Genomic DNA, 23,203 nt, shown 5'->3' on the forward strand with positions numbered 1-23,203 from the left:
CGGTGAGCATGACAGCCGACACCGCGGCGTGCGCGGGAGCCGTCACCGCACCGGCCCGGCAACGCTCGGCGGCACTGTTCAAGGCCGCCGACGTGCTCGCCATGTCGATCGCGGCGTCACTACCATGGTCAACCACCGCGCCCTCGATCTTCGTTGGCCTCTGGCTGCTCGCGGTGACGCCGACCATCGACTGGCGGGACTATGCGCGCCGCCTCGTGCAGCCTGCTTACGCCCTGCCCTTCGTCATCCTGCTGCTCGCGCTTCTGGGTGTCCTGTGGTCCGATGGGGTCTGGGTCGACCGGCTGCACGCGGTCAAGCCGGTCGCCAAGCTCGTGCTGATTCCGCCGCTGCTCTATCATTTCAGCCGGTCGGAGCGCGGCTTCCATGTTTGCGCGGCCTTTCTCGTCTCCTGCGCGCTGCTGGCGGTGTACGCCTGGATCGTGCTGCTCGATCCCGCCCTGAAGCTGACCGCAACCGCGTCATCGGGTGTTCCCGTCAAGAACTACATCGACCAGAGCCAGGAGTTCACGCTGTGCGTCTTCGCGCTCGCTCTGCCGGCGCTGTGGTTCTGGCGCGGCGGCAGCCTGATCGCCACGGCCGCATGCCTCGCGCTGATCGCTCTGTTCGTGACCAACATGGTCTTCGTCGCCTCCGCCCGCACCGCGCTGCTCTGCATTGCAGTGCTGCTGTTGCTGTTTGCGTGGCGGCACCTGAGCCGGCGCGCAGCCCTGCTGCTGTTCGCGAGTGCGGCGGCCGCGAGCGCTCTGGCCTGGACGGCGTCACCCTATCTGCGCCATCGCGTCACCGACATCGCCGTGGAATATCAGCACGGACGCGAGGACATCAGCCGCGCCTCGACTGCGCAGCGCCTGACCTATTGGCGCAAGGCAGCCACAGCCTTTGCCGAAGCACCGTTATTCGGCCACGGCACGGGATCGATCAAGCGCCAGTTCGAGCGCGCAGCTTCGGGCGAAACCAGCCTCGACGCCGAGATCGTGAGCAATCCCCATAACCAGACCCTGCATGTCGCGGTGCAATGGGGGCTATTGGGCGTCATTCTCCTCTATGCCATGTGGTTGGCACACCTTCGCCTGTTCACCGGCAACAGTCTTGCCGCCTGGATCGGCCTCGTCGTCGTCGTGCAAAACATCACGAGTTCGCTCGTGAATTCGCATCTCACTGATTTCCACGAGGGCTGGATCTACGTGCTCGGCGTCGGTGTCGCCGGCGGCATGATTCTGAGAACCAACGCCGGCCAGCGCTGATCATTGGCTGTGTTCGTGGCCGACCTCGCCGGTGATGACATCGCCGAACAGCTCCCAGGCCTGCCCGTTGAAACGCATCAGCTGCATCTGCTCGATTGGGAAATAATCATCCGGCGAGGTGTTGACCATAACGCCAGGCAGCATCAGTTCGGTGTGGAAATTCTTCAGGCTGGCGGCCTGCTTCATGACGTTGTCGCGCGTAAGATTGTCGTCGCATTGCTTCAGCACCTGCGCCATCGCCTCGGCCTGCACATAGCCATAGAGATTGTTGGCATTGGCCTTGTCGCCGTCAGGGTAATACTTGTCCATGAAGGCGCGCCACGCGATCACGGCCGGATCCTTGTCCCAGGTCGGATCGGTCGGGTCCTTCAGGTAGGCGGTCGAGATGATATCCTTGGAGTATTCGAGCCCTGCTGGCTTGAGCACCGAGGCAATCGACGTCGCAGTGTTGGCCAGAAAGAACTTCGGCTTCCAGCCGAGTTCGCCCACTTTACGGATCGCCTGCGCCGAGCCCTTGGGCGCGGCCCATGAGAAGAAGATGTCGGCCCCGGAATCGTGCAGCGCGACGATCTGCGAGTCGATCGAGGGATCGCTGACCTCATAGGATTTGTCGGCGATGATCATGCTGGCCTTGTCGCCGAGCCCGTCCTTCAGGCCCTTGAACTGGTCCTTGCCGGCGTCATCGTTCTGCCAGAACACCGCGATCTTGCCGTTCGGAAAATGGTCGCGGATGTATTTTGCGTAGATTCGCCCCTCGCTCTGGTAGTTCGGCTGAAAACCCATGGTCCACGGAAAGTTCTTGGGGTCGCCGAACTTGGTGCCGCCCGAGGCGACGAAGAGCTGCGGCACTTTCTTGGCGTTCATGTATTTCATGATCGCGGAGTTCGAGGGCGTGCCGAGCGCCTGGAAGATCAGCAGCACCTCGTCGCTCTCGACCAGCTTGCGCGCCTGCTCGATCGCCTTCGGCGGCGAATAGGCATCGTCATAGCTGATGAAGTTGATCTTGCGGCCGTTGATGCCGCCTTGATCATTGATCATCTTGAAGAACGCGGCCTCGGTCTTGCCGATCACGCCATAGGACGACGCAGGTCCGCTATAGGGCATGATGTTGCCGATCTTGATTTCGGTATCGCTCGCGCCGGGATCGTATTTCTTCTGCGCCAGGGCCGGTGTCATGACGAGCACGCCGGCAGCGAGCATGGCGAGGGCAGCAAGGTTTTTGCGACGACCCGGCATCGTTATCTCCCCGATTTTGTAGTCTTGTTTTGTGGGGAGTGTCGCAAGGCGGAGAGTGACTGGCAAGCGGCAGGATTTTCCGCGCAATGAAACTGCAGCTTGGGAACTTATCCGACGCGCTGCAACATTCTCAGCACTCGTCCGTCGATTACGATCAACGCGCTGCCGATGACGATCGCACCGGCGATCTCACGCGCGGAGATCGGCTCGCCCAACACCAGCCATCCAAGAAGGATAGCCGTCACGGGGATGAGCAGCGTCACCAGCATGACATTCGTTGCGCCGGAGCGTCGTATGATCTGAAAAAAGACGATGTAGGCGAGCGCCGTCGAGAGTGCGGCAAGGCCAAGCACAGCGAGCCAGGTCGCCACGCCCGGCATCGCCAGATGCCACGGCTGCTCCACCGCGCCGGCAACGATTGCCATCATCGCCGTCGATGCCATCAGTTGAAACGTCGCCGTACCCAAGGGGGCTGAGTCCTTCAGCAATCGCCGGGCGGCAAGCGCGGCGAAGCCATAGCTCAGCGCGCCGCCGAGACAGAGCAAAATGCCGAGCCCCTGCCCCGTACGCGCCTCGATACCCCACCCGCGCAGGATGATCACCCCGGCAAGGCCCAGCGCCACGCCGGCCACCCGCCGTGCCTGCAACGCCTCTTCGCCCGCCATAGCCATCACCATCACCGTGAACAGCGGCGTGGTCGCGTTCAGGATCGAGGCCAGCCCGCTTGGAACGAACGTCTGGCCGGCGACAATCAGCGAAAACGGAACGACGTTGTTGAGCAGTCCGATCACGAAAAACGGCTTCCAGCCCGCTACGCCTCTCGGAAAGCTGATCCCCTGCCGGCCCAGCAGCGGCAGCAGAATGACCGCACCGAGCGCGACGCGCAGGAACACCAGCGTCAGCGGCGGCAACTCGCGGAGCGCGGCGCCGTTGAAGAAGAACGAGCCGCCCCAGAAGATCGAGAGCACAGCGAGTAGCGACCAGTCTCGTGCGTCGATCCTGATATCGTTCGGGGGCATAGGTTTCACCTCAGCGGCCGAACCTGCCGCCTAGAGCAACGTGACAGATGTAACCACCCGATTCCCGACAGACGCCGCTGCGCGGATCTCCCCAAACCCACCCGGATTCAGAACGACATCAGCCGCATCTCGAGCGTCGCGATCAGCGAGGTCTGACCCGAGGGCAGCAAGCGCCCTCGACCAGCAACCTCTCCTTAACGGCGCGAATTCTCCTTTCTGCCGCAATCCTGGCGTGTTGTTCCAGAACTGGAACGGATAGAGGACGATGCGATGAAATTGAGTCTCACAAGCGGCACAATGGGCGCAAGTCTGATGTTTGCATGCTCTCTGCTGATCGCCCCAATGGCTCACGGGGCACCACAGACGTGCTCAGTCGAGAAACTCCAGGGCCGCTATGTATTTACTGGCCAGGGCACAAACTATCACTACGGCGCGTTTGACTTTGACGGGGCAGGAAAGTTTTCAGGCAAACAGACCTCCCTGCGTCATGCGATCGTTCAACGCGAAACTCTGAACGGGACGTACACGATTGACAAGGACTGCACGGGAACGATCACCCTCCAGGGTCAACCCGGCGGCACAGCGCACTGGGACGTCTTTTTGACTGATGACGGGAAGAAGGGACGCATGATCCGGACGGATTCCGGCATACAGGGCGTTCGCACGTTCGAGCAATAATGCAGATCAAACGCGCGGCTCATCCCGGAGATCGGGCCGCGCATTGCTCGCGCCGCGGTCAGACCGCGCCCTTCGGCCGCGACACCAACTCGATCATCTTGCCTTCATCGTCGTCGGGCATCGCGGCTTTGGCCTGCGCGTAGGCCTCGACCGCAGCGCGCGAGACCAGCGGCTTGTCCGCCAGCAGGCTCTCGGCGAGCTTCACGGCGTAGGCGGCATCCTTGTGCCGGAGCGCGGCCGTGAAGGTTGCGCCACTGAAATCGCGCGCGACCATGCGCTTGGAATGGCGCTGCACCTGCGGGCTCGCAGCAACGCCGGCCTGGATCGACTCCAGCACCAGCTTCATATCGAGCCCCGCCTGCTCGGCAATCGCGAGGCCCTCGGCGAGACCCGCGATCTGGATGGCGCCGAGGAGATTGTTGATGAGCTTGTAGACCGTGCCCGAGCCGACCGCGCCGAAATGGCGGATGGTCGAACCGATCGGTTCGAGGAACGGCCGCGCGCGCTCGAGGTCGGCGCTATCTGCGCCGGCGAGCAACGTCAGCTTTCCGGCGGCTGCCGCATCCGGCAATCCCGTCACGGGGCAATCGATGTAGATGAGCCCACGCGCATTGAGCTCGCGGCCCATCTCGCGCGCATGGTCGTAGGAAACGGTGGAGCACTCGATCGCGATGGTGCCCGCCTTCGCCGTTTTGGCGGCCCCGTTGGGCCCGAGCCAGACCGCGCGCGAGGCTTCGTCGTCGGCGACCATGGTCACGACAGCGTCAGCGTCTATCGCGGCGTCCTCGGGCGAGGTTGCCCATTTCGCGCCGCGCGCAATCAGGTCTTCCGCTTTTGATCTGCTGCGATTCCACAGCGTCACGGTAAAGCCGGCATCGAGATAGCGGCCGGCCATGCCGTGACCCATCCGCCCCAATCCGATGAAGGCGACGCGGCTCATGATCAGTCCACGTCCTCGACGTCGCCGGCGGTGGTGCCGAAGGCGCGCTGCGCGAGCGTTGCGGCCATGAAGTCGTCGAGCTCGCCGTTGAGCACGCCCGAGGTGTCGGAGGTCTGCACACCGGTGCGCAGGTCCTTCACCATCTGATACGGCTGCAGCACGTAGGAGCGGATCTGGTGGCCCCAGCCGATATCGGTCTTGGCGGCCTGATCGGCGGCGGCTTTCTCCTCGCGCTTCTTCAGCTCGATCTCGTAGAGGCGCGCGCGCAGCATGTCCCAGGCCTGCGCGCGATTCTTGTGCTGGGAGCGGCCGGCCTGGCACACCACCGCGACGCCGGTCGGAATGTGCGTCAGGCGCACCGCGGATTCGGTCTTGTTGACGTGCTGGCCGCCGGCTCCGCCCGACCGCATGGTGTCGGTGCGGACGTCGGATTCCTTGATGTCGATCTTGATGCTGTCGTCGATGACAGGGAACACCTGCACGCTCGAAAACGAGGTGTGTCGCCGTGCATTGGAATCGAACGGCGAGATGCGCACCAGCCGGTGCACGCCGGCTTCCGTCTTCAGCCAGCCATAGGCATTGTGACCGGAGACCTGGATGGTCGCGGACTTGATGCCGGCTTCTTCGCCCTCGGACTCTTCGAGGTATTCGACCTTGAAGCCGTGCGTTTCGGCCCAGCGCGTGTACATGCGCAAGAGCATCTGCGCCCAGTCCTGGCTCTCGGTGCCGCCGGCGCCGGCATGGACTTCGAGATAGGAATCAAAGCGGTCGGCTTCGCCCGACAGCAGCGCCTCGAGCTCGCGTCGAGCGACTTCCTTCTTGAGGGTCTTCAGCGCGGCTTCGGCCTCGGCGACCACGCCGTCATCGCCCTCGGCCTCGCCGAGCTCGATCATGCCGATATCGTCTTCGAGCTCCTGCTCGACCTTGCCGATGCCCGAGAGCGAATCCTCCAGCGAGGTTCGCTCCTGCATCAGCTTCTGGGCCTTCTGGGGATCGTTCCAGAGGTTGGGATCTTCTGCGAGCTTGTTCAGCTCAGCGAGGCGCGCCGTCGATTTCTCGACGTCAAAGATGCCTCCTCAGCAGCCCGACTGACTGCTTGATCTCTTCTACCAACCGTTCGATTTCGGCGCGCATGTCGTTCTCGGATCTCGCGGAATCCCGCGTACAATTCAGATGGGGGATGTAGCGGCGGCGGCCGCAAAGCGCAACCGCGATCGCCTGTCTTATCCGCTGGCCTAGTACAGCCCGCCGGTGCCCGGCCGCATGAATAAGCCTGAATCCGGTGCCTGCGTCGGCGCCGGCGGCACGCCGCCGCGTCCGTCGGCGTCGGCGACACCGATGACCGAGTAATTGTCCGGCGGCGCCGTGCCCGGCTTGAAGGCTTCGAGGATGGTTCCACCGGTCTCGCCGGGGCCGGCGCGCATGCCGGTCTTGGCGACGACGCGGATCAGCTTGATGCCGGCCGGCACCTTGAAGGGAACGGCGGGCTTGTCGGCGAGCGCGAGCTTGAGGAAATCGCGGGCGATGGGGGCAGCCAGATGACCGCCGGTCGCGGCGTTGCCCTTACCCAGCGGACGCGGCTTGTCGTAGCCCATGTAGATGGCGACCGCGATGTCAGGCGAGAAGCCGACGAACCAGGCGTCCTTCGCTTCGTTGGTCGTACCGGTCTTGCCGGCGATCGGCTTGCCGACTTCCCTTACGACGGTCGCGGTACCGGCCTGGACCACACCTTCCATCAGCTCTGTGATCTGATAGGCGGTCATGGAATCCAGCACCTGCTCGCGGCGGTCGATCAGCTGCGGTTCAGGCTGGTTCTTCCAGCCGCCGGGCGCATCGCAGCCACGGCATTCGCGCTGGTCGTGCTTGAAGATGGTGTGTCCGTAGCGGTCCTGGATGCGGTCGATCAAGGTCGGCTTCACGCGGCGGCCGCCATTTGCGATCATCGAATAGGCCGTGACCATGCGCATCGCCGTGGTCTCGCCGGCGCCGAGTGCGTAGGAGAGATAGTTCGGCAACTCATCATAGACGCCGAAGCGGCGCGCATATTCGCCGATCAGGGGCATGCCAATGTCCTGCGCGAGGCGCACCGTCACCGTGTTGAGCGACTGCCGCAGCGCGTTCCGCAGCGTCACCGGTCCCTGATATTTGTTCGCCGAGAAGTTTTCAGGACGCCACACGCCCGCGCCCTGGCCCTGATCGATTTCGATCGGCGCGTCGAGCACGACGGTCGACGGCGTGTAGCCGTTGTCGAGTGCCGCCGAGTAGACGATCGGCTTGAACGACGATCCCGGCTGCCGGTAGGCCTGGGTAGCGCGGTTGAACTGGCTCTGGTCGAACGAGAAGCCACCGACCATCGCGAGCACGCGGCCGGTCCATGGGTCCATCACCACCATCGCGCCCGACACTTCGGGGATCTGGCGCAGACGGTACTGACCTTCGACCGGTTGTCCTTCCTTGCTGTAGAGCGGATCTGCATAGATCACGTCGCCGGGCTGGAGCACCTGCGCGACTGACGTGGGCGTCTTGCCTTTCAGATTGCCCTGGGCCGCCCTCGCCCAGCGCACGCCGTCGAGCGTGACGAGGCCGGTCTCGCGCTGCTTGCTGACGGCACCGCCGAGCTCGCGGTTCGGCTGGAAGCCGATGCGCGCCGACTGGTCGCTGGTCTCCAGCACCACCGCCATGCGCCAGGGCGAGATGTCGGAGAGCGACTTGATCTCGGCGAGCTTCACGCCCCAATCGCCCGAAATGTCGAGCTTGCTGATGGCGCCGCGATAGCCCTGCTGTTCGTCATAGTTCACGAGGCCAGCGACCATGGTCTTGCGCGCCATGACCTGGATCTTCGGATCGAGCGTGGTGCGGACCGAGAGGCCGCCCTCGTAGAGCTTCTTCTCGCCATAGCGTTCGAAGATGTCGCGGCGGACCTCCTCGGCGAAATACTCGCCGGCGAAGGTGTGGGCGCCGTTGGAGCGGTTGGTGACGACCAGCGGCTCCTTGCGGGCCTTGTCGGCGTCGGCCTGCTTGATCCAGCCGTTCTCCTGGAGGCGGTCGATCACGTAGTTGCGACGCTCGATGGCGCGATCGCGGTTGCGGACCGGATGCAGCGTCGCCGGCATCTTCGGCAGCGCCGCGAGGTAGGCGGCTTCCGCCACGGTGAGTTCGTTCACCGACTTGTCGAAATAGACCAGCGAGGCGGCGGCGATGCCGTAGGCGCCGAGGCCGAGATAGATCTCGTTCAGGTACAGCTCGAGGATCTTGTCCTTCGAATAGGTCTTCTCGATTCGCATCGCGAGCAAGGCTTCCTTGATCTTGCGCGCAAACGAGACCTCGTTGGTCAGAAGGAAGTTCTTGGCGACCTGCTGGGTGATGGTCGAGGCACCCTGCGGGCGGCGGTTGGAGCCGTAGTTCTGCAGGTAAAGCAGGCCCGCGCGCGCCATGCCGGTGTAGTCGATGCCGCCATGCTCGTAGAAATTCTTGTCTTCGGCCGCGAGGAACGCGTTGATCACCAGCTTCGGCACCGCCTGGATCGGCAGGTAAAGCCGCCGCTCCTTGGCGTATTCGCCGAGCAGCGAGCCGTCGACCGCGTGCACACGGGTCATCACCGGCGGCTCGTAATCCTGAAGCTGAGAGTAGTCGGGCAAGTCCTTGGAAAAATGCCAGATCAGGCCTGCCACGGCACCGACACCGACAAGGAACACCACCGTTCCCGCAGCGAACAGGAAGCCCATGAACCGCACAAGCAAGCGCATTATGTGTTTATCCGTTCAATCCCAGGATCAGCCCAAGGCCCCCAACCAACCGCCCAAACAAGGCGGCTCAAACGGGCGCCATCCTCACGTCGCGAATTCACCGGCCTACTCGATTACACCGCCACCGGACCGAAAGACGCTTGCCGAACGGGATTCTCGTCGATTCCGGAACCCCCTGCATCGTTTTTATAAGGCGTCCGCTGTGGCCAAACTAGGGCTTAACAGCGGAACCGGCATGCCCTTGTCAATTGCTGGCCCCTGCCGTCGCCATCCGCTTGGCCAGGAATGTGTCGATCGCCTGGGCCATCGAGCCCACGGCCTTGGACCGCCAGCCCTCGGACACGAGGTGCTCGAGGTCCCCCTTGTTGGAGACGTAGCCGATCTCGACCAGCACCGAGGGCACGTCGGGCGCCTTCAGCACCCGGAAGCCGGCCGACTTCAGGGGATGCTTGTGCATCCGCACGGTCGTCTTCATTTCACCCATCAATAAATGGGCAAAGCGGTTTGAAAAGGTGCGCGTTTCCCGCTGCGTCAGATCGATCAGGATGTCGGCGACATCGGTCGGCTCCTCGGCGAGGTTGAAGCCGGCGATTGCGTCCGCGCGGTTTTCGGCATCCGCCAGGCGCTGGGCTTCGGCATCCGAGGCCTTGTCCGACAGCGTGTAAATGGTGGCGCCCTGCGCATCGCCTTCGGCCTTCGGCAGCGCGTCGGCGTGGATCGAGACGAACAGCGCAGCGTTCAGATTGCGGGCGATCTTGCTTCGGTCGTTGAGCGGAATGAAGGTGTCGTCGTCCCGGGTCATTACCACGCGGTATTTGCCTGATTTTTCCAGCCGGTCGCGCAGCGCAAGACCGAAGGCCAGCACCAGGTTCTTCTCGCTCTCGCCGCTCGACTGGGTGCCGTTGTCGATGCCGCCATGACCGGGGTCGATGACGACCACCGGTCGTCCATCGGCCGGCGCGGCCGGCTTCTGCGGCGCGGGCTCCGGAGCTGTGGGAATCGTTGCCGGCGGCGCGGCGGCGATCGTCGGCCGCAGTTCGGAGCGATTTTCGGGCGCCGGCGTCTGCACGAAGGCCGCGCGGTCGACCTCCTCGAGCTCGAGCACCAGCCGGGCCGGCTGGCCATTGGCCGCCTCGAGCACGTAGGAATTGGTGATCTTGGCTGGTCCCGTCAGATCGAACACGATTCGGGAGCCGCCTGGCATCACCAGCCCATAGCGGAACGCCTTGACCAGTCCTCGTCCGGCCCCGGTACCCGGTGCCAGCTGAAAGTTCATCTGGGGGACGTCGACCACGACACGATAGGGGTCGGCGAGCGTCGTGGCGCGGAAGCTGACGGTCTGGTCGAGGTCGAGAATAAAGCGGGTCTGCTTGCCGTCACCAGCGAGCCGCGCGGCCGAGGCAATCGGAAAATTCGCCGCCGCAACAGAGGGTTGCGGTGTGCTCTCCGCCGCATTCAGACGAGACGAATCGGCGCACGGCAATGCTGCGGCGCAAAGGAGCGCAAATCCCAGCAAAACCCGTTGATTTGTGCGGCTCGCCACCGATTCCGTGCCTCCGAGCAGCCTCTTTAACGCAATAGAACCACAGGGTTAATCGATCCTTAATGACGGTAGCGCGAAACTCTCCGACTGTGACCGGCGTGCGACGCTCCCTTGCACGGATGGCCCATTCCTCGTATGTACGGATTGCTGACGGCCAATGATTTCCGGTTGTGTCGCATTCAGCCTCTCGGTGCAGCGCCGGAGTTCCCAAAGTTCAGGAATTCCAGCGTTTTTCTGTTCCCCTCAACGACCAGCGCGGTGCGCGGCGGCGAGGCGGAACGGGGCAAGCCCCGGTGGCGGACGGTTTCCGGTTACCACACTGTTTCCGGGACAGTTTTGACAGCGACGCGACCAGTTACCCGGCTTCTCAATCCTGAGGGGGCGGTTCTTGATCCAGGGCGAGTGCGCACGCGCCATGCCTGGCCAGCAGCAACTGATTAGGGGTGGCTCCGCCGCCCAATGTTTCATACGGGCCGACGCTTGATGCGCCAGACTGTGCCGACGAATTCTAAGGGACCGTTCGCGACGCTGCGGAGTGAAAAACCCGCGCGCCGCTTCGGTCCTGAAGCTTCCGTTTCGGCAAGGCGCGAGAGACGGCGTTTCGGCCTTCCCCTCACCCCCGAATCAGGTGGACCGTCGCGTCACCCGGCAGCGCAGATTGCGCCCACGGTCGATCGCGCCCGCCGCCGCCAAGAGTTAAGACATGCCCAACAAGATGTTGATCGATGCCACCCACCCGGAGGAGACCCGGGTCGTCGTGGTCCGTGGCAATCGCGTCGAAGAGTTTGACTTCGAGACCGCGCAACGCAAGCAACTGCGCGGGAATATCTACCTCGCCAAGGTCACCAGGGTCGAACCCTCGCTCCAGGCCGCCTTCGTTGAATATGGCGGCAACCGCCACGGCTTCCTCGCCTTCAGCGAAATCCATCCAGACTACTACCAGATCCCGGTCGCCGACCGGCAGGCGCTGATCGAGGCCGAGGAGCAGGCTCATCGCGAAGCCGAGGAAGAGAGCGAGAACCGCTCCCACGGCCGCCGCCGCTCGCGCCACCGCAACGCCCGCCGTCGCGGCCATGGCGAGCGCGTTCGCAGCGACATCGTCGAGGGTCTCGATGCCGGGGCAGATTCCGCGGCCCAGCCGGTCGAGGGGCAGCCCCTGCTCGAGCATGCCGAGGGTGCGCCCCATGAAGGCGAGCACCTGCACGCCGATGCGGAGCATCACGGCGAGCACGAGGGCCGCGACCATCACGACCACGATCATCACGATCACGACGATCACGAGCATGATGATCACGGCCACCACGATCATCCGCACACCCATGATGACGCGCATGCGCACGATCATGACGATCATGGTCACGACCACGCGCACGATCATCACGACCACGAACATCACGCCGAAGAGACGTCTGCGCCCGTCGCGGCGATCGGCGCAGAGCCCGTCGTTGCGGCCGAGACCGCTGCCGAACTTCAGGAGGCCCCGACCTCCGAAGCACATGGCGAGGTTTTTGCCGAAGTCGTAACCGCCGTCACCGAGCCGGCTGATGCTGTTTACGCCGCCGGCGAAACGGCCGAGGCGCCGGATGGCGAGGCTGCGGAAGCTGCTGGTGAAGACGACGAGGACGAGGAAGACGGCGAGGAAGCCGAAGAGGAAGTCGTCGAATCCGTCGGCGGTGACGACGTGCTCGAGGAAGTGCCGGAGCGCACCTTCCGTCCGCGCCGCCAGTACAAGATCCAGGAAGTCATCAAGCGCCGCCAGGTGATGCTGGTGCAGGTGGTGAAGGAAGAGCGCGGCAACAAGGGCGCGGCGCTGACGACCTATCTGTCGCTCGCCGGCCGCTATGCCGTGTTGATGCCGAACACTGCGCGCGGCGGCGGCATCAGCCGCAAGATCACTTCGGCTCAGGACCGTTCGCGCCTGAAGGAAGTGGTGCAGGATCTCGACGTGCCCGAGGGCATGGGCATCATCCTGCGCACGGCAGGCGCCGCCCGTACCAAGCCCGAGATCAAGCGCGACTTCGAGTACCTGATCCGGATGTGGGAGACGGTGCGCGACCTGACGCTGAAGTCGCAGGCCCCCACCCTCGTCTACGAGGAAGGCTCGCTGATCAAGCGCTCGCTGCGCGACCTCTACAACAAGGAGATCGACGAGATCTCGGTCGCCGGTGACGCCGGCTACCGCGAAGCACGCGACTTCATGAAGATGCTGATGCCCGCCAATGTCAGTGCGGTGAAACAGTACCGCGACGGCCAGCCGCTGTTCTCGCGCATGGGCGTCGAGAGTCAGCTCGACGCAATGTTCTCGCCGACGGTGCAGCTGCGCTCCGGCGGCTACATCGTGATCAACCAGACCGAAGCGCTGGTCTCGATCGACGTCAACTCCGGACGCTCGACGCGCGAGCACCATATCGAGGACACCGCGCTCAAGACCAATCTGGAGGCGGCCGAAGAGGTTGCCCGCCAGCTTCGCCTGCGCGACCTCGCCGGCCTGATCGTCATCGACTTCATCGACATGGACGAGAAGCGCAACAACCGTGCGGTCGAGCGCAAGCTGTCCGACTGCCTCAGGCAGGATCGCGCGCGCATCCAGGTCGGCCGCATCTCGCATTTCGGCCTGCTCGAGATGTCGCGCCAGCGCATCCGCGCCAGCGTGCTCGAGAGCTCGACCGACCCCTGCCCGCATTGCGGCGGCACCGGCCATGTCCGCTCGGTGTCCTCGGTGGCGCTGCAATTGCTGCGCGGCCTCGAAGAGATCCTGATGAAGGGCGCGACCCACAATCTCGTGGTACGCACCCGCACCGACGTCGCGCTGTATGTGCTCAACCACAAGCGCGGCCATCTGCGCGACCTCGAAAACGGCTTCAAGGTCACGCTGTCCGTGATCGCCGACCCCAGCGTCAGCGGGCCGCAGGCTTATGTGATTGACCGCGGCGAGCAGGTCCATACGCTCGAAGCCGCCAAGGCGCTGCTGGCAGCCCAGGCCGCCGCAAGCCCGCCGCCGCTGGCCGAAGAGGCCTATGACGACGAGGACGGCTTTGACCTGGAGACTGAATCCGAGGTCGAGACCGAGGAGACCGAAGGTCTCGCCGAGGAGCAGGCCGCAGGCGACGCTTCTCCCGAGCAGGACGGTCAGCGCCGCAAGCGCCGCCGCCGCCGCCGCGGTCGCGGCGGCCAGCGCGAGGGCGAGTTGCGCGAGGATTCACCCGCGACGCTTCCCGAGCCTGCAATGATTGCCGGCGAAGGCGAAGAGGATTCCGAGTCCGAGCAGGACAGCGAGGAAGGCGAGGAACAGGCCGCCCGCGGCGAGCAGCAGGGCAACGGCGAACGCCGTCGCCGGCGTGGTCGCAGGGGTGGTCGTCGCCGGCGCGGCGGCAACGAAGAAGGTCTCGCCGGCTCGATCGGCGACGAGCTCGGCGGCAATCCGCCGTCGGAAGCGACCGACGCGGTGGCCGATTTCGACAGCGCCGGCAACGAGGCGGCGCCGTCGATTGCGCAGTCGGAGCACATCGCCGCGGTTGAGCCCCAGACCTCCCAGCCCGAGCCCCATTTCCACCAGGCACCGGTTGAAACTCCGGTCCAGGCCGCGCCGGCTGCCATCGTGGAAGACGAGCCCGCAGCCGACGACAAGGCCACGCGACGCCGCTCCACCGTTCGCGAGAAGGTGAGCTTCCTGTCGAGCAGCCCGAGCGAGCCGTCAACCGCTGCTGCAGCAGCGCCGGAGCCTGTAGCTGCGCCCGCGCCTGCACCTGAACCCGCGCCGGAAGCGACAGTCGAAACGCCGGCGGCTCCGCGTCGCGCAGGCTGGTGGTCGCGGCGTTTCGGCGGCGGCGAATAGAGCGAACATCCAAATAAAAAACGCCCGGCAAAAGCCGGGCGTTTTTCGTTTCAAACCTCACTGGACCACTACGGCGGCAGTTCGTCATCCCCGACCGGCGCCACATCGCGCGATGCGATCTGGCGCAGCTGGTCGTAGAGATCGGGCGCCTCGCTGGTGCAGAGACAGACGCCCTTGGCGGAGGCTGCTTCGCCGGCGTTGAGGTAGGCGTGGCCCATCGTGCTGTCGAGATAGATGCCGTCACCCTCGCCCAGTATCTCCGGCGCGTAGAACTCGGTGTGAACAGCGACGCGTCCGCTCGTCACCAGAAAATACTCCTCGCCGGCATGGCGCAGCAGCGGGCCGAACTCGTCGAGCGACCGCGCGCGCACCTCGGCCACGATCGGCACCATGCGTTTGCCGATCAGATCGGTGCATTGATAGGTGTAGGTGTAGAACTTCGTATTGATCAGCTGGCCCTGCCCGGCCCGGCTGATGCTCCGCCGCGCGGTGACCGGCCGTCCCGGCGCGGGCGCTGCGACCGCGGGATTGAACAGCTCCGCGATCTCCATCTTCAGGCCGGAGGTGAGCTGGAGCAGCTTGTCGTAGGTCAGCGACATCAGGCCGTTCTCGACCTTCGACAGGGTCGAGAGCGCCATGCCGGTCCGTTCCGCCACCTGCTTGAGCGTCAGGCCTCGCGCCTGGCGCGCAGCCTTGAGACATTGGCCGAGCTGGGAATTGGCACCTTCGGATGTCGTGATCTCGCTCATGCAGCATCTCTATCACGAAGCTGAGAAAAGATATTTGCGGATCGGCCTAATATTTTCGGCTTATCGCACCCCTGGATACCTTCAACGGTGGCCTCCTGGGCATAAAAGCCAGGATTTGTGCATGAAGTAGCCGACTTTGACGAATATTGGTGCGCCGGCCCTACTTTCCGATATGCTAAATCGTTTTCATAATTTGAAAGGGGCTGGCGTTGTCCGAACCGTGTGACACGAGTGCCGTTGAGCTGCGCCGCCTGCTGGCCGCGCGGGCGATCTCCCCCGTCGAACTGCTCGATTCCTGCCTGTCGCGCATCGCCACCACCAATGCTGCCGTCAACGCCGTCGTGACACTCGACGAGCCAGGCGCACGCGCTGCGGCAAAGCAAGCCGAGGCCGCGATCCTGCGTGGCGAGGATCGTGGCGCGCTGCACGGGCTTCCCGTCCTGATCAAGGACACGCAGGACACCGCCGGGATGCGCTCCACCTACGGCAGCCCGCTATTGCGCGACAACGTGCCGGCCGCCGATCAGGGCTCGGTCGCGCGGCTGCGCGCCGCCGGCGCCATCATCTTCGGCAAGACCAACACGCCGGAATGGGCGGCGGGCGGCAACACGCGCAATCCCGTGTTCGGCGCGACCGGCAATCCCTTCGATCCCGCGCGCTCGGCCGCCGGCTCCTCCGGCGGCTCGGCGGTCGCGCTCGCCTGCGGCATGGCCCCGCTCGCCTCGGGCTCCGACACCGGCGGCTCCTTGCGCAATCCCGCGGGCTATGCCGGCATTGTCGGCATGCGTCCCTCCTACGGCCTCGTGGCGAGCGAGAAGCGCGCCTTCGGCTGGTCCAACCTGTCGACCGACGGACCGATGGCGCGCAACGTCGCCGATACCGCGCTGATGCTGTCCGTGATGGCGAGCGACGATGCCCGCGATCCACTTGCCTACTCGCTTCCCGGCGAGCCCTTGCGCGGACGCGCCGAACGCTGGGCCGCGCCGCGTCCCGCAGAGCTCGGCAAGCTACGCCTTGCCTTCACCGAAGATTTCGGCTTCGCGCCGACGGAGCAGGCCATCCGCCGCGTCTTCCGCGTTCGCGTGAAAAAGCTCGCGCCGCTATTCGCCGAATGCCGCGAGGCGACGCCCGACTGCACCGGCGCGGACCATGCCTTCGCCGTGCTGCGCGCCGGACTGTTCCTGGCGATGCACGGCAAGAACTACAAGGAACGGCCCGAGATGCTCGGCCCCAATGTCCGCGCCAATGTCGAGGAAGGGCTGAGCTACACGTTGGAAGACCACGGGCGCGCCGCGACGACGCAGACGCGGATCTATCGCGCCTATCAGAGCTTCTTCGCAAGCCACGATGTGCTGATCAGTCCGACCATCACGCTCAGTCCACGGCCCTGGTCGGAGCTCTATCCCGCCGAGATCGACGGGGTGCCGACGAAATCCTATTTCCACTGGCTCGCGCTCGCCTACGCCGTGACGCTGCCGGGCCATCCCGCGATCAGCATTCCGCTCGGCGTCGACGAAGCCGGGCTTCCTTTCGGCCTGCAGATCGTCGGCCCGCGCGGCGGCGACGCCATCGTGCTCGCGGTTGCCGCGAGCATCGAGGCCGCATTCGCGAATGACGCGCAGATGTGCCAGCCGGTGCCGGACCTCGCACGGCTTGCCGCAGCGCCGCCGTTGGCGTCTGCGCCCGGCTTCCTCGCCTGGGAATAGACCCCCGGAACAAACCAAGCAGGCATGACCGCCGGGTCGCCGGCATCACGGAGATCCACATGGCCGAATTGTCGAACCGCAAGACCGGAATCGTCGCCTTCGTCCTGCTTTATCTCGCCTATTGCATCTCCTACATCGACCGCGCCGCGATCTCGCTGGCGCTGGCGCAGATCGGCAAGGACTTCAATCTCCAGGCTGCCGATCTCGGCATCGTCATCAGCGCGTTCTTCCTGGGGTACGCCGCGATGCAGGTGCCCGGCGGATGGCTCTCCGACCGCTTCGGCTCGAAATATGTGGTCATCGTCACCATCGTGATGTGGTCGCTGTTCACCTCGTTCACGAGCCTTGCCTGGTCGCTGACCTCGCTGATCGCGATCCGCTTCATCTTCGGCATCGCCGAGGGCGGCTTTCCCCCGGCGAGCATTCGCGCCATCGCCGAGCTGTTCAGGAAGGACAGCCGGCCCAAGATGTCGGCGCTGCTGCTGTCGTCGAACTATGCCGGCAGCATGGTCGCGCCGTTGATCATGGCGCCGCTGATCCTCTGGCTGGGCTGGCGTCATGCCTTCAATGCCATCGGCATCGCCGGCGTCCTGTTCGCGGCGATCTATTTCGTCTTTGTTCCGCATCTCGCGCGTATCGGCGTGGGGCCGGTGACGGCAAAGCCCCGCGCTCCGATGCGCGAGCTGATGAAGAATCCGCTGCTGTGGCAGCTGATGGTGGTGTGGTTCGGCCTCTCCTGCGTCAACAAGGGCCTGGATTCCTGGATGCCGCTCTATCTGCTCCAGCAGCGCGGGCTCGACCTCAAGACCGTCGGCGTGGTGGCGCCGATCCCGTTCGTGATGGCGACGTTCGCGACCGCGATCGGCGGCTGGGTGATGACCACGTTCTTCGCCGAGCGCGAAAAATACCTCTTGATCGGCAGCTCCGCGTTGACCGGCATCTTCCTCTACGCCATGTACAAGGCGGAGACGATCACCGCATTGATCGTCTATCAATCGGTGGTCTACTTCTTCAAATCCTTCGTGCTGGCCTCGGTGGTAGCACTTCCGACAAAGCTGCTGCGTGACGACCAGATCGGATCCGGCATCGGCATGGTCAATCTCGGCGGCCAGAGCGCGGGCTTCGTCGCGCCCGCCATCATGGGCTTCATCGTGACCGGGTCAGGATCGTTCGACGCGGCCTTCGGCTTCCTGGTCGCGATGACGGCGATGTCGGTCGTCGTCGCCGCGACCATCAACACCGCGCAGCCCAGGCTTGCGCCGAAGCCGGCCTGACAGGAGAGCTCTGCCGATGCAAAGCGCAATCATTCTCGGCGGCGGCATGGTTGGCGTGGGCGCCGCCGTGCATTTGCGGCAGCGCGGCTGGGCGGTCACGCTGGTCGACCGCAGGGAGCCGGGCCGCGAGACCAGCTACGGCAATGCCGGGATGATCCAGGCCGAGGCCGTGCGGCCCTATCCGATGCCGCGCGACCTCTCCTCACTCCTGAACATCGCCACGGGGCGCACCAACGATGTGCGCTACAGTTTTTCCTCGCTGCATCGTCACGTCGAGCCGCTGCTCCGTTATTGGTGGCACTCGGCGCCGAAGCGGCATCGCGAGGCGATCGCCGCCTGGGCCCGCCTGATCGCCCATGCGACGCCCGAGCACGACGTCCTCATTCGCGAAGCCCATGCCGGCAATCTGATCCGCCGCGCCGGCTATCGCGCGCTGTTTCGCGATCCCGCCGCCATGGAGCACGCGATCAATGACGCGGAAGCAGACCGCCGCGAGTTCGGCGTGAATTTTCGCGTGCTCTCCGGCAGCGAGCTGACCAAGGCCGAGCCGATCCTGCGCGACGACCTTCCCGGCGCGATCCACTGGCTCGATACCTGGACGGTGTCCGATCCGGGCGCGCTGGTGACCGCCTATGCAGAGCTGTTCCAGCGCCTCGGCGGTCAGATCGTGCTCGGCGATGCGCAGTCGCTGCAGCAGACCGCGACCGGATGGTCCGTCAACACCGACACTGGACGCGTCGATGCCGCCAACGCCGTCGTCACGCTCGGGCCGTGGTCGCCGGATCTGTTGCACAAGTTCGGCTATCGCATCCCGCTGGTGCGCAAGCGCGGCTACCACATGCATTACAGCGGCGGTGCCTCGCTCGATCTGCCGCTGGTCGACAAGGGCCGCGGCTACGCCATGGGCCCGATGGCCAAGGGCATCCGCATCACCACCGGCGCGGAGTTGACGGGGCCCGATGCGCTGGCAACGCCGGTGCAGCTCGCCAGTGCCGAAGCCTCCGCGCGTGAGCTGATCGATCTCGGCAAGCGCGCCGAACCCGAACCGTGGTTCGGCACCCGCCCCTGCACGCCCGACATGGTGCCCGTACTCGGCCGTGCCCCGCGCCACCCGGGCCTCTGGATGAACTTTGGCCACGGCCATCAGGGCTTTACGCTCGGCCCCGCCACCGGACGGCTGCTCGCGGAGATGATGAACGGCGAGACACCGTCGATCGATCCGACGCCGTACCGGCCGGAGCGGTTCTAGCTAGCTCTCCGCTTTCGCAGCAAGCGCTGCGAGCGCCGCCGTCAGACGCATCAGCGGATCATCCCATTCGCGGGGCCTGCGCTGGCGAAACAGGCGCATGGTCGGATACCACGGGCTGTCCTCGCGATCGCGCAGCCAGCGCCAGTCGAGCGCGTAAGGCGTCAGCATCCACACCGGACGGCCGAGCGCGCCGGCCAGATGCGCCACCGACGTGTCGACGGCGATGACGAGATCGAGCGTCGCCACAGCCGCCGCCGTATCCGTGAAATCGCCGAGCGCGGGCGCGAGATCGATGACGTCGTCGCCAAGCGCTGCCAGCACGGCACCGTCCTCAAGGCGCGGCTCCTTTTGCAGGCTGTAGAGCTGCACGCCCGGCATCAGCAGACATGGCAGCACAGCCTCGGCCGACAGCGAACGCTGCCGGTCGCCCTTGTGTTTGGGATTGCCGGCCCAGACCACGCCGACCTTCGGCCGCGCCTCGCGACCGAGCGCGGCCTGCCAGCGTGAAACCTTCTCGGGATCCGCATGCAGATACGGGACCTCAGCAGGCAGATTGTCAAGCGTGGTGCCGAACAGGCGCGGCAGGCTCATCAGCGGCAGTTGCAGATCGAACCGCGGCAGCGCCTCGCCGCGCGGGATCACGGTGACATCGGGCAGTTGCCGCAACAGCGTCGCAAGCGCGGGCTGCACCTGCAAAACAATCCTGCCGCCCTTCCCGGTCACCATCGGCAGATAGCGCACGAAATGCAGGGCATCGCCGAGGCCGTATTCGGCGAACAGCAGCAGCGTCCGGCCTGCGAGCGGCTCGCCCTGCCATTCCGGCTCGTCGAAATGGGGATCGCCGTCCGACAGCGTCTTGCATTTGCGGCGCCAGCGATAGGCGTCGAACCCCTCGGCGAAATGGCCGTTCATCAGCAGGAAATGCGCGTGGTTGTATTGCGCCAGCGGCTGCTCCGGATCGAGCGCGACGGCATGGGCCGAGACCGAAAGCGCTTCGTCGAGCTCGCCGGCATTGCGCAGCGCGACCGCGAGATTGGCGTGGCCCTTGGCATAGGATGGATCGACAGCAACCGCGTGGCGATGCGCGGCCACCGCATCGGTGACGCGCTGCTGTTTCTCGAAGATGATGCCGAGATTGGTGTAGGCCGGCGCGTGGTCGGGCTTGAGCAGCAATGCGCGCTCGCAGGCCGCGACGGCACCGTCGAGCTCGCCGAGATCGGAGAGACAGGCGCCGAGATTGGTGGCGATCGTGTGATCGTCAGGATCAGCAGCGAATGTCTGCCGGTAGACATCTGCGGCCTCCTGCAAATGGCGGGCTTCATGCAGGACGAGGCCAAGCAGGCGCAGCGCCGCGACATTGTCGGGCGCGAGCGCGATGGCACGCTGGTACTGCGCGATGGCCTCTTCGAGCAATCCTTGCCGATAGAGCGCCGCGCCGAGATTGCATAGCAGCCCGACGTCATCGGGATCGAGCTGAAGCGCGCGGCGATAGGCGGCTACCGCATCGCCAAGCCTGTTCTGGTCCGCAAGGACGTTGCCGAGATTGAGCCAGGCGCCGCGAAAAGCCGGCTCGCGCACGATCACGGCGCGATAGGCGTCCTCCGCCTCGGTCAGCCGTCCCTGTCCGGCGAGTGCAACGGCAAGGTTGAAGCATGCGCGCGTCAGATGGGCATCGAGCGCGATCGCACGGCGATAGGCCGTCTCGGCCTCGCCGAAGCGTGACAACTCGCCGAGTGCCACGCCGAGCTTGTTGTGCAGGCCGGCATCATCGGGCCGCCTGCGCAGCGCACGCCGGAACGCGGCCACGGCGCCCTCGTGCTCGCCTTTCACGGCGAGCGCATCGCCGAGCGTCACCAGCGCGGGCGCATGGTCGGGATCGATCGTGAAGACCCGGTTGAGCAGTGTCGCGCCGTCGGCGGCACGGTCGGTGACGAAGGCAGCGATCGCGGCCAGATGCAGCGCCGGCAAATGGCGCGGCTCCGATCTCAAGACCTCGGTGCAAAGCAACTCCGCCCGATCCGGCCGACCGGCCGCAAAATGCTCCGCCGCCTCGCGTACGATCCTGTCCACAGTCGCATTGCCCACGATACCGCCCGCCGCTCCGACATCAGATGCCGGTTAAACGTGCGAGCTCGCCGATTCCGTCAGTCGACCTTTGCGGCGAGGACGGCTCTGATACGCGCGGTGTCATCGGGCGTCGCCGGGTTATAGACGACCATGCCCAGATCGGGCCGACCATCGACCGCGAAGGCCGAATATTCGAACGCGATCGGGCCGAGCACGGGATGGCGCAGATGCTTGACGCCCTCGCCATGGGAGCGGACGTCGTTGTCGGCCCACAGTTTCGCAAACTCGGGGCTCTCGCGGCAGAGTTCGTCGACGAACTGCGCGACATGCGAGACCGCGCCCGCGCGCGCGGCGTCCGCCCGGAACGCTGCGACCACGAAGCGCGCCACGCTGCTCCAATCATACTGTGCGGCCCGCACATGCGGCTCGCAGAAGATCAGGCGCAGGATGTTGCGCCGTTCCGGCGGGAGCTTCGCGTAGTCGGTCAGCACCATCGTGGCCGCACGATTCCAGGCGACAACGTCCCAGGTCATGGTCCTGATGATGGCGGGGCTCGTCTCCAGCGCGTCGAGCACCCGTTGAAGCCGTGGCGAGACGCCTTCGCTCGCCTGGTAACGGACCTCGGGCGGACGGCCGAGCCCGATCAAAAACAGATGCTCGCGCTCGACGTCGGTCAGCATCAGCGCACGGGCGATCCGTTCGAGCACATCGGCAGACGGCGCGCCGCCACGGCCCTGCTCCAGCCAGGTGTACCAGGTCGGGCTGATATTGGCCCGCTGCGCCACCTCTTCGCGCCGCAGCCCCGGCGTGCGCCGGCGGCTGCCGCCAAAGCCGAACGCGGCCGCATCTAACCGGGTGCGCCGGTCCTTCAGATAGGTCCCGAGCAGATTCCCGCTGGCGATCTCGCTCATCCTGTTAGCTATTATACTCTGATAATATCACTACTTTACCCGGATAATTCTAGCGCAGATGTTGGCTCCTACCAACTTTGGGGACCTGCTCATGCGTGTATTCGTCACTGGCGCCACCGGCTTCGTTGGCTCCGCCGTCGTTGCGGACCTGATCGCCGCCGGCCACAGCGTCCTCGGGCTCGCCCGCTCTGACGCAGGTGCTGCAGCCCTCACCGGAATGAGCGCTCAGGTCCATCGGGGATCCCTGGAGGACCATGCCTCCTTGCGCAGCGGCGCGGCCGCATCAGACGGCGTGCTGCACCTCGCCTTCAATCACGACTTCACCAAATTTACCGAGAATTGCGAGCTCGACCGCCGCGCCATCATAGCGCTCGGCGAGGAGCTCAAAGGCTCCACGCGTCCGCTCATCGTCACCTCAGGCGTAGCGCTGCTCGCGCCCGGACGTCTTGCAACCGAAGACGATGTGACGGCCCGTCACTTCCCGCGCGTGTCGGAAGCCGCGGCCGAAGATCTCATCGAGCAAGGCGTTCGCGCCGGCATGGTGCGGCTGCCGCCAACCACCCATGGTGAAGGCGACCACGGCTTCGTGCCGCGCCTGATTGCGATCGCACGCGAGAAAGGCGCGGCCGCCTATATCGGCGACGGCAACAACCGCTGGCCTGCCGCGCACCGCGTCGACGCCGCCCGCGTCTATCGTCTTGCGCTCGAGCAAGGTGCGTCCGCTCGCCGTTATCACGCGATCGCAGAGGAAGGCATCCCGTTCAGAACGATTGCGGAGGTGATCGGGAAACGGCTCGGCGTGCCCGTGGTCTCGAAAACGCCTGAAGAAGCCGAGGCGCATTTCGGCTGGCTCGCGCGTTTTGCGGCCGTCGACGTCCCGACATCGAGCACGAAAACGCGCGCCGCTCTCGGCTGGACGCCGAAACAAAAAGGGCTGATCGAGGATCTCGACCAGCCCTACTACTTCAAGGTCTGACGGCGCGCT

The 23,203-nt window shown here is 65.2% G+C and carries 15 protein-coding genes and 1 pseudogene; 7 read left to right on the forward strand and 9 right to left on the reverse strand.

Annotation, left to right across the window (positions count from 1 at the left end):
- Positions 1 to 8: 8 nt before the first annotated feature.
- Entirely contained in the window at positions 9 to 1,265 is a 1,257-nt protein-coding gene (locus XH90_RS20230; RefSeq protein ID WP_194476112.1) for an O-antigen ligase, read from the forward strand.
- Here the strand turns inward: XH90_RS20230 and XH90_RS20235 are convergent, their stop codons facing one another.
- Together XH90_RS20235 and XH90_RS20240 are read right to left on the reverse strand one after the other, a co-directional pair.
- Positions 1,266 to 2,501, reverse strand: a complete 1,236-nt coding sequence (locus XH90_RS20235; protein WP_194476113.1) for an ABC transporter substrate-binding protein — start codon at positions 2,499 to 2,501, stop codon at positions 1,266 to 1,268.
- 107 nt (positions 2,502 to 2,608) lie between these two features.
- On the reverse strand, positions 2,609 to 3,520 hold the full coding sequence (locus tag XH90_RS20240) for a DMT family transporter (protein WP_194476114.1): 912 nt from the start codon (positions 3,518 to 3,520) through the stop codon (positions 2,609 to 2,611).
- Between the two features lie 270 nt (positions 3,521 to 3,790).
- Between XH90_RS20240 and XH90_RS20245 the strand changes: the two genes are divergently transcribed.
- Positions 3,791 to 4,198, forward strand: coding sequence for a hypothetical protein (locus XH90_RS20245; protein ID WP_194476115.1), 408 nt, complete (start codon positions 3,791 to 3,793; stop codon positions 4,196 to 4,198).
- Between the two features lie 58 nt (positions 4,199 to 4,256).
- Here the strand turns inward: XH90_RS20245 and XH90_RS20250 are convergent.
- From XH90_RS20250 to XH90_RS20265, 4 genes and pseudogenes are all read right to left on the reverse strand, one after another.
- Positions 4,257 to 5,156, reverse strand: a pseudogene (locus XH90_RS20250) (NAD(P)-dependent oxidoreductase); the annotation flags it as partial.
- A protein-coding gene (gene prfB / locus XH90_RS20255) for a peptide chain release factor 2 (RefSeq protein ID WP_194476117.1) occupies positions 5,141 to 6,272 on the reverse strand; the annotation gives its coding sequence in 2 pieces (ribosomal slippage) (positions 5,141 to 6,202 and positions 6,204 to 6,272; 1,131 coding nt in all). The gene prfB and the pseudogene XH90_RS20250, both read right to left, overlap by 16 nt.
- Before the next feature lie 101 nt (positions 6,273 to 6,373).
- Positions 6,374 to 8,884 carry a penicillin-binding protein 1A gene (locus XH90_RS20260; RefSeq protein WP_194476118.1) on the reverse strand — a complete coding sequence of 837 codons (2,511 nt, stop codon included), beginning with the start codon at positions 8,882 to 8,884 and terminating at the stop codon, positions 6,374 to 6,376.
- A 244-nt stretch (positions 8,885 to 9,128) separates the two neighbouring features.
- On the reverse strand, positions 9,129 to 10,427 hold the full coding sequence (locus tag XH90_RS20265; RefSeq protein WP_194476119.1) for an N-acetylmuramoyl-L-alanine amidase: 1,299 nt from the start codon (positions 10,425 to 10,427) through the stop codon (positions 9,129 to 9,131).
- A 703-nt stretch (positions 10,428 to 11,130) separates the two neighbouring features.
- Between XH90_RS20265 and XH90_RS20270 the strand changes: the two genes are divergently transcribed.
- Positions 11,131 to 14,262 carry a ribonuclease E/G gene (locus XH90_RS20270; protein WP_194476120.1) on the forward strand — a complete coding sequence of 1,044 codons (3,132 nt, stop codon included), beginning with the start codon at positions 11,131 to 11,133 and terminating at the stop codon, positions 14,260 to 14,262.
- A 68-nt stretch (positions 14,263 to 14,330) separates the two neighbouring features.
- On the opposite strand, the gene XH90_RS20275 is transcribed toward XH90_RS20270, so the two are convergent.
- Positions 14,331 to 15,011, reverse strand: a complete 681-nt coding sequence (locus XH90_RS20275) for a helix-turn-helix domain-containing protein (protein ID WP_194476121.1) — start codon at positions 15,009 to 15,011, stop codon at positions 14,331 to 14,333.
- Between the two features lie 209 nt (positions 15,012 to 15,220).
- Between XH90_RS20275 and XH90_RS20280 the strand changes: the two genes are divergently transcribed.
- The 3 genes from XH90_RS20280 to XH90_RS20290 are packed head-to-tail and all read left to right on the forward strand — an operon-like array spanning position 15,221 to position 19,240.
- Entirely contained in the window at positions 15,221 to 16,717 is a 1,497-nt protein-coding gene (locus XH90_RS20280) for an amidase (protein ID WP_194476122.1), read from the forward strand.
- A 59-nt stretch (positions 16,718 to 16,776) separates the two neighbouring features.
- Positions 16,777 to 17,991: an MFS transporter gene (locus XH90_RS20285; protein WP_194476123.1), complete on the forward strand. Its 1,215-nt coding sequence runs from the start codon at positions 16,777 to 16,779 to the stop codon at positions 17,989 to 17,991.
- A gap of 16 nt (positions 17,992 to 18,007) precedes the next feature.
- Positions 18,008 to 19,240, forward strand: coding sequence for an FAD-binding oxidoreductase (locus tag XH90_RS20290; RefSeq protein ID WP_194476124.1), 1,233 nt, complete (start codon positions 18,008 to 18,010; stop codon positions 19,238 to 19,240).
- On the opposite strand, the gene XH90_RS20295 is transcribed toward XH90_RS20290, so the two are convergent.
- Positions 19,241 to 21,325, reverse strand: coding sequence for a tetratricopeptide repeat protein (locus XH90_RS20295; protein WP_194476125.1), 2,085 nt, complete (start codon positions 21,323 to 21,325; stop codon positions 19,241 to 19,243). It lies immediately after the preceding gene.
- 59 nt (positions 21,326 to 21,384) lie between these two features.
- On the reverse strand, positions 21,385 to 22,218 hold the full coding sequence (locus tag XH90_RS20300; RefSeq protein WP_194476126.1) for a helix-turn-helix transcriptional regulator: 834 nt from the start codon (positions 22,216 to 22,218) through the stop codon (positions 21,385 to 21,387).
- A gap of 91 nt (positions 22,219 to 22,309) precedes the next feature.
- Here XH90_RS20300 and XH90_RS20305 point away from each other — a divergent pair, with 91 nt between their 5' ends.
- Entirely contained in the window at positions 22,310 to 23,194 is an 885-nt protein-coding gene (locus XH90_RS20305) for an SDR family oxidoreductase (RefSeq protein WP_194476127.1), read from the forward strand.
- Positions 23,195 to 23,203 lie beyond the last annotated feature (9 nt).

The sequence above is a fragment of the Bradyrhizobium sp. CCBAU 53338 genome, assembly GCF_015291665.1.
Classification (GTDB): domain Bacteria; phylum Pseudomonadota; class Alphaproteobacteria; order Rhizobiales; family Xanthobacteraceae; genus Bradyrhizobium.

Excerpts from the sequence above, each read along its gene's own strand:
- XH90_RS20305 (WP_194476127.1), top strand. The coding sequence starts at position 22,310 with ATGCGTGTATTCGTCACTGGCGCCACCGGCTTCGTTGGCTCCGCCGTC.
- XH90_RS20285 (WP_194476123.1), top strand. The coding sequence starts at position 16,777 with ATGGCCGAATTGTCGAACCGCAAGACCGGAATCGTCGCCTTCGTCCTG.
- XH90_RS20270 (WP_194476120.1), top strand. The coding sequence starts at position 11,131 with ATGCCCAACAAGATGTTGATCGATGCCACCCACCCGGAGGAGACCCGG.
- XH90_RS20230 (WP_194476112.1), top strand. The coding sequence starts at position 9 with ATGACAGCCGACACCGCGGCGTGCGCGGGAGCCGTCACCGCACCGGCC.
- XH90_RS20300 (WP_194476126.1), bottom strand. The coding sequence starts at position 22,218 with ATGAGCGAGATCGCCAGCGGGAATCTGCTCGGGACCTATCTGAAGGAC.
- XH90_RS20275 (WP_194476121.1), bottom strand. The coding sequence starts at position 15,011 with ATGAGCGAGATCACGACATCCGAAGGTGCCAATTCCCAGCTCGGCCAA.
- XH90_RS20245 (WP_194476115.1), top strand. The coding sequence starts at position 3,791 with ATGAAATTGAGTCTCACAAGCGGCACAATGGGCGCAAGTCTGATGTTT.
- XH90_RS20260 (WP_194476118.1), bottom strand. The coding sequence starts at position 8,884 with ATGCGCTTGCTTGTGCGGTTCATGGGCTTCCTGTTCGCTGCGGGAACG.
- XH90_RS20235 (WP_194476113.1), bottom strand. The coding sequence starts at position 2,501 with ATGCCGGGTCGTCGCAAAAACCTTGCTGCCCTCGCCATGCTCGCTGCC.
- XH90_RS20240 (WP_194476114.1), bottom strand. The coding sequence starts at position 3,520 with ATGCCCCCGAACGATATCAGGATCGACGCACGAGACTGGTCGCTACTC.
- XH90_RS20290 (WP_194476124.1), top strand. The coding sequence starts at position 18,008 with ATGCAAAGCGCAATCATTCTCGGCGGCGGCATGGTTGGCGTGGGCGCC.